We start from the raw sequence: 12,563 nt of genomic DNA on the forward strand, positions 1-12,563 counted from the left end.
GCAGATCCACGTGGCCGAGGAAGCCCGCCACATCTCCTTCGCGCACGAATTCCTGCACGCGCACCTGCAGGGGATGACCAAGCGGCAGAAGCGGATCTGCGCCGTGGCCTTCCCGCTCGCGATGCGCTGGCTGGTGGGGGAGATCTTCACCCCGCCGAAGGAGTTCTTCGAGAAGTTCGAGGTGCCCCGCGAGGTGCGCCGCGAGGCCTTCTGGCGCGGCCCCACCGCGCGGGCCCTCCTCAACGACTACTTCGCCGAGATGCGGGCGCTGGCCGACGACCTCGGATTGATGACGCCCACGGGCCGACGGATCTGGAAGCTGCTCAAGATCGACGGACATCACGCCAGGTACCGGGGCGAGCCCACCCGTCCCGCGCAGGTGGCGTGATCGCCGGCGGCTCGCGCTGGGGTGCGCCGGTGACGCGTAGCATCGGCCGGTATGGCCACGCACACCGAGGAGCCGGGCTCCGGGTACGAGCTGCGCTGGCGTGAACACAATTCGCAGCGCCGCGATCTGATCCTGCGCGCGGCGGCGGGGCTCGTCGAGGAGTCCGCGCCCGGCGCCCCGATCTCGGTGCAGCGCATCGCCGACCGCGCCGGACTCGTGAAATCGGTGGTGTACCGCCAGTTCAAGAGCAAAGACGATCTCGCGCGGGCGCTGCGCGGCTACGTGGTCGACGCTTTCGCCGCCGAACTCGAGGCCGATCTCGACATCTCCTCGGGAAGTCTCCGGGAGATCCTGCGGCGTTCGGTCGCCTCGGCGGCCGGCTGGATGCAGGACAATCCGCGCCTGGTGGACCTGTTGCGTTCCGGTCCGTCCGAGGCCGCGCCCGACGCCCCCGATGCCATGAGCGATCTCAAACAACGCATCGTGACGCGCGCCCGCGCCACCATCGACGGCATCGCCGCACTCACGGGGCTCGACGCCACAGGCTTCGCGGCGGTTCCCTTCGTCGTGTTCACGATGGTGGAGGCCACGCTCACCAGCTGGGTGCGCGGCGAGGCCCCGATCCGGGGCCAAACCCGGTCCGAGGTGGTCGAATCGCTCACGGGCATCACGTGGTTCGTGCTCGACGGTGCCGCGCGAGGCGTGGGGATCGAAGTGGACCCGGACATCGAGTTCAGCACGGTGCTGCACCAGCTCACCGAACGCCCCGGCACCGACCCACGGTCCGGAGGATGACGGCACCGTCGGGCGATTCCCGGGCTCTGCGCAATCCGGACGCCCGATCTGGCACGATAATGCCGAATGTGGTTCACCTCACCGCTCGCGTCCGCTAGCTTTCGTGCTGCGACGCCTCCGGTCGAGGGGCGGATTTAGGAGGCGGCGCGTGACGACCGGACCGAGATCAGGGTTCACCCCTGGGCGAACCGCGAAGCTGGCCGCTGCCGGCCTCGCCGCCACGATGGGGGTGACCATCCTCGCGGGCTGCGGCGCGAAGGAGGACGGCGTCACGCTCAACGTGTACGCCCCCGCCGACGGCGCCACGCTCGTCAAGGAGGTGGCGCAGGACTGTTCCACCACCGACTACAAGGTGGTCGGCCACGCCCTGCCGAAGAGTGCGGACGATCAGCGCCTCCAGCTCGCCCGGCGCGCCACCGGCAACGACCGGACCATGGACCTGATGGGCCTGGACGTGAACTGGACCGCCGAGTTCGCGGAGGCGGGATGGATCCTGCCGCTGCCCGAGGCGCTCACCCGCACGGCGCAGAAGACGGTGCTCGCCGGCCCGCTGAAGACGGCGATGTGGCAGGACACCCAGTACGCCGCGCCGGCGTGGACCAACACGCAGCTGCTCTGGTATCGCAAGGACTCGCTGGAGAAGGTGCTGGGCCGCAAGATCGGTCCGGCCGCGCCGAAGCTCACCTGGGACCAGGTGGTGGAGTACGCGGGTAAGTCGGGCGCGCTCGGCGGGCCGACCCAGATCGAAGCACAGGCGGCGCAGTACGAGGGCGTGGTCGTGTGGTTCAACTCCCTGCTCGAGAGCGCGGGCGGCCGCATGCTGGCCGACGACGGCAAGACGGTGACCCTCACCGACACACCGGAGCACCGGGCCGCCACCGTCAAGGCGCTGAGCATCATGAAGTCGATCGCCACCGCACCCGGCCGCGATCCGTCGTTCACTCAGCTCAAGGAAGGCGAGTCCCGCCTGGCGATGGAATCGGGCAAGGCGATCTTCCAGGTGAACTGGCCCTTCGTGTTCGCGGGCATCAAGCAGAACGCCGCCGCCGGCTCGGTGCCCTTCCTGCCCGAGCTCACCAAGTACGACGCGCTGCTCAATCCGGCGAAGGACGATAAGAACCCGCCGGAGCCCACGGTCGGCCAGCTCAACGAGATCAACAACCTGACACGGCAGAAGTTCGACTTCGCGCCGTACCCGTCGGTGATCCCGGGCAAGCCGGCGAAGACCACGGTGGGCGGCATCAACTTCGCCGTCGCGAAGACCACCCGGTACGAGAAGCAGGCCTTCGAAGCGCTGGCCTGCCTGACCAACGAGTCGGCCGAGCGCAAGTACGCGGTCAAGGGCGGTACCCCGCCGGTGCTGCCGAAGCTGTACGACGATCCGGAGTTCCGCAAGGCCTACCCGATGGCCACGCTGATCCGGGACCAGTTGCAGGAGAACACCTCCGCGGTCCGGCCCATCACGCCGCAGTACACGGCGATGTCGACCCTGCTCCAGGCCACCCTCGCCCCCGTGGGCTCGTGGGACCCGGAGCAGCTGGCGGACAAGCTGACCGACGCCGCTGAGAAGGCCATGAACGGAAAGGGCCTGGTGCCATGACATCCGGACCGACCGCCACAGTGGAGCGGATCGAACCCGCCCCCGCTCCCGCGAGCGAGGGGCAGCGCGCGGAGAAGCGCCTGGGCCTGATGCTCATCGCCCCCGCCGCGATCGTCATGCTGGCCGTGACGGCGTACCCGATCGTCTACGCCTTCTGGCTGAGCCTGCAGAAGTCGTCGCTGGCCGCTCCCGGCCAGGACGAGTTCGTCGGTTTCAGCAACTACGGCACCGTGCTGCAGGACGGCTACTGGTGGCAGGCGCTGGGGATGACCTCGTTGATCACCGTGATCTCGGTGGCGATCGAGTTCGTGCTCGGCCTGGCGATCGCGCTGGTGATGCACCGCACCATCGTCGGTAAGGGCGTGGTGCGCACCGTGGTGCTGATCCCGTACGGCATCGTCACCGTGGTCGCCGCGTTCTCCTGGTTCTACGCCTGGACTCCGGGGACCGGTTATCTTGCGAACCTGCTGCCCACCGGGTCGGCCCCGCTCACCGAGCAGTGGCCGTCGGTGGCGATCATCATCCTGGCCGAGGTGTGGAAGACCACGCCGTTCATGGCGCTGCTGCTGCTCTCCGGCCTGGCCCTGGTGCCCGACGATCTGCTCAAGGCCGCCGCGCTCGACGGCGCCGGACCGTGGACCCGCCTGACCAAGATCATCATTCCGCTGATGAAGCCGGCGATCCTGGTGGCACTGCTGTTCCGCACGCTGGACGCGTTCCGGATCTTCGACAACATCTACATCCTGACCAACGGCAGCAACGGAACGGGGTCGGTATCGATCCTGGGGTACGACAACCTGTTCAAAGCCTTCAACCTGGGTGTGGGATCGGCGATCTCGGTGCTGATCTTCATCTGCGTCGCGATCATCGCGTTCATCTTCATCAAGGCGTTCGGCACCGCCGTGCCGGGGTCCGACTCGGACGATCGACGGTAGGGGAAACGATATGGCTGCCAACACCGCCGGCCGCAAGCTGGCCTGGAGCGCGATCGACCTGCTGGTGATCGCCTACGCGCTGATCCCCGTGCTGTGGATCATCTCGCTGTCGTTCAAGCCGGTCGCCACCGTCGGCGACGGGAAACTGATACCGACCAACCCGACGTGGGAGAACTACACCGCGATCTTCTCCGGCAACGGATTCGTGCGGCCGCTGGTGAACTCGATCGGCATCGCGCTGATCTCCACGGTGATCGCCGTGATCATCGGCATGTTCGCCGCGTACGCCGTGGCGCGGTTGCAGTTCCCGGGCAAGAAGCTGTTCGTGGGCGCGGCGCTGCTGATCGCGATGTTCCCGCAGGTCTCGCTGATCTCGCCGCTGTTCAACATCGAGCGCAAGATCGGCCTGTTCGACACCTGGCCAGGCCTGATCCTGCCGTACATCACCTTCGCGCTGCCGCTCACGGTGTACACGCTCTCGGCGTTCTTCCGCGAGATCCCCTGGGAGCTGGAGAAGGCCGCGAAGATGGACGGCGCCACCCCGGCGCAGGCCTTCCGCCAGGTGATCGCACCGCTCGCCGCCCCGGGCGTGGTGACCGCGGCCATCCTGGTGTTCATCTTCTGCTGGAACGATCTGCTGTTCGCGTTGTCGTTGACCGCGACGGATTCGTCGATCACCGCCCCGGTGGCGATCGTGAACTTCACCGGCAGCAGCGAATTCGAAACTCCCACCGGTTCCATCTCCGCGGCAGCGGTGATCGTGACCATCCCCATCATCATCTTCGTGCTGATCTTCCAGCGACGAATCGTGGCCGGTCTGACCTCCGGCGCGGTCAAGGGCTGACGCCGGAAAGTACTCAAGGAGCAAAACTATGGCTGACATCGTCCTGGACCACGTCAACAAGACCTACCCCGACGGCAGCACCGCCGTCAGCGACATCAACCTGCAGATCGCCGACGGCGAGTTCGTGATCCTCGTCGGACCCTCGGGCTGCGGCAAGTCGACCACGCTCAACATGATCGCCGGCCTGGAAGACATCTCCGGCGGTGAGCTGCGCATCGGCGGCGAGCGGATGAACGAGAAGGCACCCAAGGACCGCGATATCGCGATGGTCTTCCAGTCCTACGCGCTGTACCCGCACATGACGGTGCGCGAGAACATCGCCTTCCCGCTCAAGCTCGCGAAGCTGCCCAAGGACCAGGTCAACGCCGCCGTCGAGGACGCCGCGCGCACCCTCGACCTCACACAGCACCTCGACCGCCGGCCCTCGCAGCTCTCCGGCGGCCAGCGCCAGCGCGTGGCGATGGGCCGCGCGATCGTCCGCAGCCCCAAGGCCTTCCTCATGGACGAGCCGCTGTCGAACCTCGACGCCAAGCTGCGCGTGCAGATGCGCACCGAGGTCTCCCGGCTGCAGAAGCGCCTGGGCACCACCATGGTGTACGTCACGCACGACCAGACCGAGGCCATGACCCTCGGCGACCGCGTCGTGGTGCTCAAGAGCGGCGATGTTCAGCAGATCGGTGCGCCGCAGGATCTCTACGACCGCCCCAACAACCTGTTCGTCGCCGGATTCATCGGCTCGCCCGCGATGAACTTCGTACCCGGCCGCCTCACCTCCGTGGGCATCGACACCGCACTCGGCGAGATCCTGCTCCTCGACGCCCCCGCCCTGGCCGAGAAGGCCTCCGCCGCGGGCAACAAGAACGGCGAGGTGACCGTGGGTATCCGCCCCGAGCACTTCGAGGACGCCCGCCTGCTCGACCCGAACCAGCGGGTCGGCGGCCTCACCTTCACCGCGAAGGTCGACGTCCTCGAATCGATGGGCTCGGACAAGTTCGTGCACTTCTCGGTGCCCACCGCGACCGGTCGCGTCGATGCCCTCGCCGACCTGACCCCCGACGGACAGTCCGCCCCCCTCGACGGTGTCGACGAGATCGTCGCGCGCCTATCCGCCGACTCCACCGCCGCCCGCGGCGCCGACGTCGACCTGTACTACGACCCGGCGAAGATCTCCGTCTTCGACCGTTCGACCGGCGTCAACCTGGCTCTCTAGCATCGCGGTGCGCGTGCTCGCCGTCAGCGACGAGGAGGTCCCGGGCCTGGCCCTGGCCTCCTCGACGTTGCGGCCCGACCTGATCCTCGGCGCGGGGGACCTGACCGGCGAGTACCTGGAAGCGCTGGTCGACCGGTACGGCGTGCCGTGCGTCTTCGTCCCGGGCAATCACGACCCGGATCACCGCGGATTCCGCCGCACCCGTGGGGGATACGTGCGCGGAGGCCTGCCGGAGGAACCGCCCGGCCCGCGGGGTGGCGTGAACGCGGACGGGCGCATCGTCACCGTCTGCGGGCTGACGGTGGCGGGCCTCGGCGGCTCGATCCGCTACCGGTCGGGGGCGAATCAGTGGACTCAGGGGCAGCAGCGTCGTCGGGCCTGGCGCCTGTGGCTCGCCTCCCGATGGCGACGGCCCACCGTCGACGTGGTCCTCGCGCACTCCCCGGCGCAGGGCGTGGGCGACGGTGAGGACGCGCCGCACCGCGGCTTCGCGGCCCTCGGTACGCTCGTACGCCGGCTACGCCCCCAGGTCTTCGTCCACGGCCACGTGCACCCGCACGGCCGGCCCGGACCGGACCTGGAGATCGCCGACGTTCCGGTGCTGAACACCGTGGGCTACACCTACTTCGACATCACCCCCGGATCGCCCGGGGCCTACACCATCCGGGAGCGACGACGTGGCGCGTGACACCGGCTTCCCCGACGAGGACGCCCGCTCGGACTTCGAGCGGTCCCGCCGCCGCGCGGAGATCGCGCGCCTCGCCGCCTGGATCCGTCGACGGCCCGGCGACGTGAACGACGTGCTGCCCTACGACGAGGTGGTCGGCGCGCTCGGCATGGTCTCCGAGCGCAACCTCGGACTGCAGGTGATCCCGACCGCACAGATCGTCGGCAGTGTCGATCGCACACGGGATTTCGACCGGTACTTCCGTCCCCGCACACCCGCCCTGCGGGCGCGCTGGCAGCGGCTCGCGGCGGCGCAGCGGCGGGGTGAGGCCATGCCGCCGATCGAGGTGAAGAAGATCGGCGACATGTACTTCGTGGTGGACGGTCACCACCGCGTGTCCATCGCCTTCGCGCGGGGTTTCACCACGATCGACGCCTACGTCACCGAGGTGGTGACCCGGGTGGGCGCCGACGGCATCTCGGTGCGCTCGGACCTGCTGCTCAAGGACCACCGCCGGCTGTTCCTGGAGCGCGTGCCGCTCACGGGGGAGGCCCGCGACCGCATCCGGATGACCAACGCCTGGGACTACTCGGTGCTCGCCGAATCAGTGGAGGCCTGGGGTTTCCGGCTCGTCCAGGAGACCGGCCAGTACCTGTCCCGGGAAGAGGTCGCGGACCGCTGGTACCGCGACGAGTTCAGCCCCGTGGTGGCGATGGCCCGGGATGCGGGAATCATGGCGCAGGCCACCGACGCCGAGGTGTACCTCTTCGTGGCGTGCGAGCGGTACCGGCTGGTGCGCAGCCATGAGTGGAGTCCCGAGATCATCGATGAGGTGGGCGAGCGCACCACCCGCAAGCCCTGGCAGCCGGGCCAATTCTTCTGACCGGGGCGGGCTCGTAGGATCGAAGCCGTGACTTCCGTGGTGGACGACGTCCGGGCGCACCTGTCGGCGCACTACGACGGGCGGGGTTTCGCGCCGCCCGCCTCGGCATCGGTGACCTTCCTCGGCCTGGAGCCGATGACGGTGCTGCGCTGGGTGGGCGAGGGCACCGTCGCCTTCGCCAGCCTCGGCTGCTCGCGCCACCCGATGACCGATCCGAACGCCATCGTGGCCGCGGACGACGGCCCGCGCGCGGAAGTCGTCCTCGAACTACGGCGCCGGGAGCGGAGCGAGCGGGCCGGGTCGACCCCTCCCGCCGCCGACGGTCCGGGCGCGGCGCTCGACGGGGTGCATCGTGCGGTCGCGATCCTCGGCGCCTCGCCGTCGGTCGAGGGACTGGTGCTGGCACCCGACGCGCTCGTCGACCTGGGCTCGCCGCTCTGGGCCGGTGCCCCGTTCACCGCGGTCCTGCTGGGCGAGTCGACGGTGCCCGACCTGGAGCGCGACGGAGAGCCGGTGCGCTTCCTGCGAGCCGATCCGATCACCGCGAACGAGGCGGCGTGGGTACGGCTGAAAGGCGCTGCGGCACTCCGTGAGGCATGGTCCGAGGCGGGCATCGACCCGTCGGACCCCGGACGTCCCGCGGCCCGCGAGGTCTAGCCGCGGTCGGCCGGGTCCGGTGGCCCGAACAGCGGATCGTCCGGCGGCGCCGCCCCGAAGAGCGGATCCTCGGCGACGCCATCGGGAGCCGATCGCGGCACGGCGACCATGCCCTCCGGCACGGTCGGTTCCGCGGCGATCGGAACCTGCTGCTCCGGCGGCGCGGAACCGAAGGCGACGTCCGCGGCCCACCCCGCCAGGATCGACACGACCGCGGGCAGCACGCCGACGAGCAGGTTCGCGAGCTGGACGCGGTTCGACGTCTCGCCGACCCACTCGAGGTTGTTCTGCAACCACAGCGGCACGAGCACCGTGAACAGCATCGGGACGGGCAGCGACCACACCCACGCCGTACTGCGCCGTCGCGCGATGCCCCAGGCGGCCCAGATCATGACGAGATTGAGGATCCCGCCGGAGACCTGGATGAACCAGTACACGGGTTCGGACGCGAGGCCGCCGGAGTAGTCCGGGGCGCTCATCATGGTCAGGATCCACTGCGTGGACAGTCTGGTCACGATGTCGCCACCGATGATGCTCACGACGATCACCAGGACGGCGACTACGGCGCGCGGCTTCGAGCGCGCGGCGTACAGCAGGTAGAGGGCGATCAGCGCCTTGGTCGAGTTTTTCAGGAGGAAGTCGACCACCGGATTCTGCGGGACGAACTGCCCGACCGTGCCGCCCCACGTGGACCACGCGGCGGCGACCAGGCCGAACGCGGCGCTGCGCGCCACCCACACGTGGGCGGGCGCACCGTCGTTCCCCCGGGCCCAGAGCTCGCTCCGGCGGTCCCACAGCTCACGGATCATGAGCTAAGCGTACCGATGGTTCAGATCACCACACCGGTGCGGTCAGAGCCACTTGATCCTGCGGAACGTGACGAACAGCCCGAGACAGGCCAGCAGCATCACGGCCAGCACGGCGTAATAGGAATAGCTCCAATGCAGTTCGGGCATGTTGTCGAAGTTCATGCCGTAGATCCCGGCGATCATCGTGGGCACCGCGACCAGGCCGATGATCGCCGACATCTTGCGCATGTCCTCGTTCTGCTGCATCCCGATCTTCGCCAGCGCGGCGTCGATCAGCGAACTGAGCACATCGTTGTAGGTCTCCACGTGATCGGCCACCATCGACTGGTGATCGACCACGTCCGAGAAGTAGCGCCGGATCTCGGTGGGGATGATGTCGTCGAAATCGCAGGTGAGCCGCTTGAGCGCGTGCGAGAGCGGATGAATACCGCGGCGCAGTTCCACCACATCACGCTTGAGCTGGTAGATCTCGTCGACCTGGATCCGGGAGCGGGCGCGGAAGACCTCCTCCTCCACCCGGTCGATATCGTCCTCCAGCAGATCGGAGACGGCCACGTAGGTGTCCACCACGTGGTCGGCCACGGCGTGCATCACGGCCGACGGACCGAGTCGGAGCAGCTCGGGGTTGGCCTCCAGGTTCCGCCGCACCCGGCGCAGGCTGCCGTGCTCGCCGTGCCGCACCGTGATCACGTGGTCGGGGCCGACGAGCACCATGACCTCGCCCATCTCGATCAGGCGGGCCATCGGGTCGGTGCGGTCGTGACCCACGTAGTTGACCGTCTTGAGGATGAGGAACAGGTTGTCGTCGAACCGGTCGACCTTGGGGCGGGTATGGGTGACCAGCGTGTCCTCGACCGTCAGCGGGTGCAGCCCGAAAACCCGCGCCACCTCGTCCATCTGGTGTTGATCGGGATCGAGCATGCCCACCCACACGTAGCCCTCACCGCGGCGGCGCACCTCCTCGATGGCCTCGACGTAGGTGAACCGGCCCGGAAGCCGCTCACCGTCGACGTACACACCGCAGTCGACCACGGCGCGTGCGACCGGGACGGGCACCCGGGGCACGACGGCATCGCGGCGCGGCGTACCCGCCCGGGGTAGGGACGGTATCGAGGGCATGCGCTGATATTAGACCCGCCGAACGGCGTTCGCGGTGCCCGCGGGCGGGCGGATTCCCCACCGCGGCGGGAGGCCGGGTAGAAAGAGGGCGTGAGAAGTCCGATCCTGCGCCTCGGCGCCGCGACCCTGCTCGCGGCGGCCCTCGCCGGCTGCGCCGATGCCGGCGACGCCTCCGATCTCGGCCCCCGGACGAGCACCGGCACCGTGACCCTGGCGACCTCCGACGACATCGCCTCCCGGATCGAGGGGCTGATCTACGCGAACGCGCTCCGCGGCATCGGTACGCCGGTCGAGACGCGGCTCGGAATCGGCCCAGGCGACGCCGCCGTGGCCGCGGTGGAGCGGGGCGAGGTCACGGTGGCCCCTGCGCTGACCGGCGCGCTGTGGGACCGCTACCGGCCCGGGGCGCCCCTGCCGACGGCGCGTGCCGCCGAGGAGAAGGATTCGAAGGCGCAGTGGGACGCCCAGTTCGTCGCGCTCAGCGCCGTGCTCCCCGAGGGGCTCGGGCTCGGTGACCCGACGCTCGCGCTCGACCAGCCGATGCTGTACTCCCGGCCCGGCGCCGCCCCGGCGAGCCTGCGCGACTGCGAGGGGTTGACCGGGCCGGTGGTGGTCCCGCAGGGCACCCCCACCGACCTCGGCGGACGCTACGGCTGTCCCGTGGGGCCGGTGACGGTGGTGGCCGACGATGCCGCCGCGGCCCGCGAGGTGGCCGAGGGGCGCGCCGGGCTCGCGCAGCTGGGCACGTTGACCGCCGCGGCGCAGCAGCTCAACCAGGTTGCCGACCCGGATTCGACGGTGCCCGCCCGCGCCGTGGTGCCGCTGTTCCGCCGGGACGGCGTCACGGTGCAGCAGAACAAGCGACTCTCGGCGATCGCAGGCGAGCTGACCACGATCGATCTGGCCGCGATGGTCGAGAAGGTGCGGTCGGGGGAGAAGACCGTGGAGCAGGTGACCGACGCCTGGGGCGCCGATCACCCGCTGCACTGACCGCTAGAGGCGCTTGTTGAGCTGGGAATCGACCAGCGCGTTCACCCGCTGGTACGCCGAGCCGCCCACTCGCACGAGTACGTCGATGATCTTGGCGTCGGCGCCGATCAGGACGCGGCCGCGGTTCTTCTTGACCCCGTTGAGGATGACGCGGGCGGCGTCGTCGGCCTCGGTGCGAGCGAGGTACTTATCGAACATCTCGGCGCTGGCGGCCTGGTTCTTCCCCTCGGCGACGGTCGCGTTGCGGGCGATGGCGGTCTTGATGCCGCCGGGGTGCACGCAGGTGACGCCCACGTTGTGATCGCTGGCGAGCATCTCGATCCGCAGCGACTCGGTGAACCCGCGCACCGCGAACTTGGCGGCGTTGTAGGCGCTCTGGCCGCCCACACCGAGCAGGCCGAACAGGGAGCTGGTGTTGATGATGTGTGCGTCGCCGGAGGCGATCAGGTGCGGCAGGAAGGCCTTGGTGCCGTTGACCACGCCCCAGAAGTCGATGTCCATGACCCGGTCGTAGTCCTTGAACGAGGTGGTCTCGACGGGCTCGTGGTGCGCGATGCCGGCGTTGTTGAACAGCAGGTTGACCGTGCCGTAGTGCGCGACCACATCGTCGGCGTAGGCCAGGAGCTGTTCGCGCTCACCGACATTGACCACCTTGGTGTGCACCTCGGCGCCACTGGCGCGGGCGAGCTCGGCGGTCTCCTCCAGGCCGGCGGGATCGTAATCGCAGAGCGACAGCTTGGCGCCCTCATCGGCGAGCTGCAGGGCCAGCTCGCGGCCCATGCCGGAGGCGGCGCCGGTGATGACGGCGACCTTGCCGCGGAAACTCTTCATGGTGGAAATCCTCACATTTGTCCAAGCTGAGCTGCACTGATGCGCCGGAACCCGGCGTACTTACTCGACAGTAGGGTCGGGAACGGGCATATGTCAACGACCTATTGAGTAGCATTCAGTAGGTGACCAGAAAGTCCGTGGCAGCCGCGGTGGGGCGTAAGCGCACCCGACTGAGCCCCCAGGCGCGGCGCCAGCAGTTCATCGACCTCGGCCTGCAGAGCCTCAAACACCAGGCGCTCGAACAGGTGTCCATCGAGGAGATCGCCAGCCAGGCCGGCGTCTCGGCCGGTCTGCTGTTCCACTACTTCGACTCCAAGCTCGACTTCCAGGTGGCTCTCGTCGAGGAGCAGGCCCGCATCGTCGGCGAGGTGGCCACCCCGGAACGCGATCCCGCGGACATCGCCGACGTGATGCCGATCCTCAGCGCCACCCTCGGCACCTACGTCGATCACATCATGGAGAACCGGCAGTCCCTGCTGCCGATGCTCGCCGGTGTCAGCTGGTCGGAGCCGCGGATCCGGACCGCCGTGAAATCGGTCCGCGAGCAGATCGTCGATCAGTTCGTACAGCAGGCCGAGAACATCGGCATCGAACGATCGACCCGGTTCGTACTCGCCGTGCACGGTTGGATCGCGGTGGTCGAGGAGACCCTCGTGCAATGGCTCGACGAGAACGCCGGTTTCGCCGAGATGACGCGTGACGAGGTGGTCGATCACCTCGCGACGATGTTCGTCGGTATGGCCGGCGCGGTCGGCCTCGATCTGGTCTAGCGCGGCCCGCACCGACGAGGAGGGCCGGCCCTCCCAGTGGGAAGACCGGCCCTGCATCGTGATTC

General features: G+C 68.9%; 14 protein-coding genes. 11 read left to right on the forward strand and 3 right to left on the reverse strand.

The annotated features are described in order from the left end of the window. The 9 genes from ABD108_RS19650 to ABD108_RS19690 all read left to right on the forward strand — a co-directional run. Nucleotides 1-388: diiron oxygenase (locus ABD108_RS19650; RefSeq protein ID WP_343931157.1), on the forward strand; the 388-nt coding region annotated here is incomplete at its 5' end. A gap of 51 nt (nucleotides 389-439) precedes the next feature. Continuing rightward, on the forward strand, nucleotides 440-1,183 hold the full coding sequence (locus ABD108_RS19655; protein ID WP_220658315.1) for a TetR/AcrR family transcriptional regulator: 744 nt from the start codon (nucleotides 440-442) through the stop codon (nucleotides 1,181-1,183). A 148-nt stretch (nucleotides 1,184-1,331) separates the two neighbouring features. Continuing rightward, the gene (locus ABD108_RS19660) at nucleotides 1,332-2,783 is read left to right on the forward strand and encodes an extracellular solute-binding protein (RefSeq protein WP_304941251.1); all 1,452 of its coding nucleotides are present in this window, start codon (nucleotides 1,332-1,334) and stop codon (nucleotides 2,781-2,783) included. Beyond that, complete coding sequence (locus ABD108_RS19665) at nucleotides 2,780-3,718, forward strand: carbohydrate ABC transporter permease (protein ID WP_255585697.1); 939 nt, start codon at nucleotides 2,780-2,782, stop codon at nucleotides 3,716-3,718. The genes ABD108_RS19660 and ABD108_RS19665 overlap by 4 nt, the downstream gene beginning before the upstream one ends. 10 nt (nucleotides 3,719-3,728) lie before the next feature. Then, complete coding sequence (locus tag ABD108_RS19670; RefSeq protein ID WP_220658316.1) at nucleotides 3,729-4,562, forward strand: carbohydrate ABC transporter permease; 834 nt, start codon at nucleotides 3,729-3,731, stop codon at nucleotides 4,560-4,562. 28 nt (nucleotides 4,563-4,590) lie between these two features. Next, nucleotides 4,591-5,772, forward strand: a complete 1,182-nt coding sequence (locus tag ABD108_RS19675) for an ABC transporter ATP-binding protein (RefSeq protein ID WP_305112693.1) — start codon at nucleotides 4,591-4,593, stop codon at nucleotides 5,770-5,772. A gap of 7 nt (nucleotides 5,773-5,779) precedes the next feature. Continuing rightward, the gene (locus tag ABD108_RS19680) at nucleotides 5,780-6,460 is read left to right on the forward strand and encodes a metallophosphoesterase family protein (RefSeq protein WP_343931158.1); all 681 of its coding nucleotides are present in this window, start codon (nucleotides 5,780-5,782) and stop codon (nucleotides 6,458-6,460) included. Continuing rightward, the gene (locus tag ABD108_RS19685) at nucleotides 6,450-7,322 is read left to right on the forward strand and encodes a chromosome partitioning protein ParB (protein WP_305112691.1); all 873 of its coding nucleotides are present in this window, start codon (nucleotides 6,450-6,452) and stop codon (nucleotides 7,320-7,322) included. Before ABD108_RS19680 ends, ABD108_RS19685 begins: the two co-directional genes overlap by 11 nt. Nucleotides 7,323-7,349: 27 nt before the next feature. Beyond that, nucleotides 7,350-7,979, forward strand: a complete 630-nt coding sequence (locus tag ABD108_RS19690; protein WP_220658320.1) for a suppressor of fused domain protein — start codon at nucleotides 7,350-7,352, stop codon at nucleotides 7,977-7,979. On the opposite strand, the gene ABD108_RS19695 is transcribed toward ABD108_RS19690, so the two are convergent. Both ABD108_RS19695 and corA read right to left on the reverse strand, forming a co-directional pair. After that, nucleotides 7,976-8,788: a hypothetical protein gene (locus ABD108_RS19695; RefSeq protein WP_343931159.1), complete on the reverse strand. Its 813-nt coding sequence runs from the start codon at nucleotides 8,786-8,788 to the stop codon at nucleotides 7,976-7,978. The genes ABD108_RS19690 and ABD108_RS19695 overlap by 4 nt on opposite strands. 42 nt (nucleotides 8,789-8,830) lie before the next feature. Next, the gene (gene corA / locus ABD108_RS19700) at nucleotides 8,831-9,907 is read right to left on the reverse strand and encodes a magnesium/cobalt transporter CorA (protein ID WP_343931160.1); all 1,077 of its coding nucleotides are present in this window, start codon (nucleotides 9,905-9,907) and stop codon (nucleotides 8,831-8,833) included. A 90-nt stretch (nucleotides 9,908-9,997) separates the two neighbouring features. On the opposite strand from corA, the gene ABD108_RS19705 reads away from it, so the two are divergent. Continuing rightward, entirely contained in the window at nucleotides 9,998-10,897 is a 900-nt protein-coding gene (locus tag ABD108_RS19705) for a type 2 periplasmic-binding domain-containing protein (RefSeq protein ID WP_343931161.1), read from the forward strand. A 3-nt stretch (nucleotides 10,898-10,900) separates the two neighbouring features. On the opposite strand, the gene ABD108_RS19710 is transcribed toward ABD108_RS19705, so the two are convergent. After that, entirely contained in the window at nucleotides 10,901-11,728 is an 828-nt protein-coding gene (locus ABD108_RS19710; protein ID WP_343931162.1) for an SDR family NAD(P)-dependent oxidoreductase, read from the reverse strand. A 122-nt stretch (nucleotides 11,729-11,850) separates the two neighbouring features. On the opposite strand from ABD108_RS19710, the gene ABD108_RS19715 reads away from it, so the two are divergent. Further along, complete coding sequence (locus ABD108_RS19715; protein WP_220658325.1) at nucleotides 11,851-12,498, forward strand: TetR/AcrR family transcriptional regulator; 648 nt, start codon at nucleotides 11,851-11,853, stop codon at nucleotides 12,496-12,498. Nucleotides 12,499-12,563: the final 65 nt, after the last annotated feature.

The organism is Tsukamurella strandjordii (genome assembly GCF_039525985.1).
GTDB lineage: Bacteria > Actinomycetota > Actinomycetes > Mycobacteriales > Mycobacteriaceae > Tsukamurella > Tsukamurella strandjordii.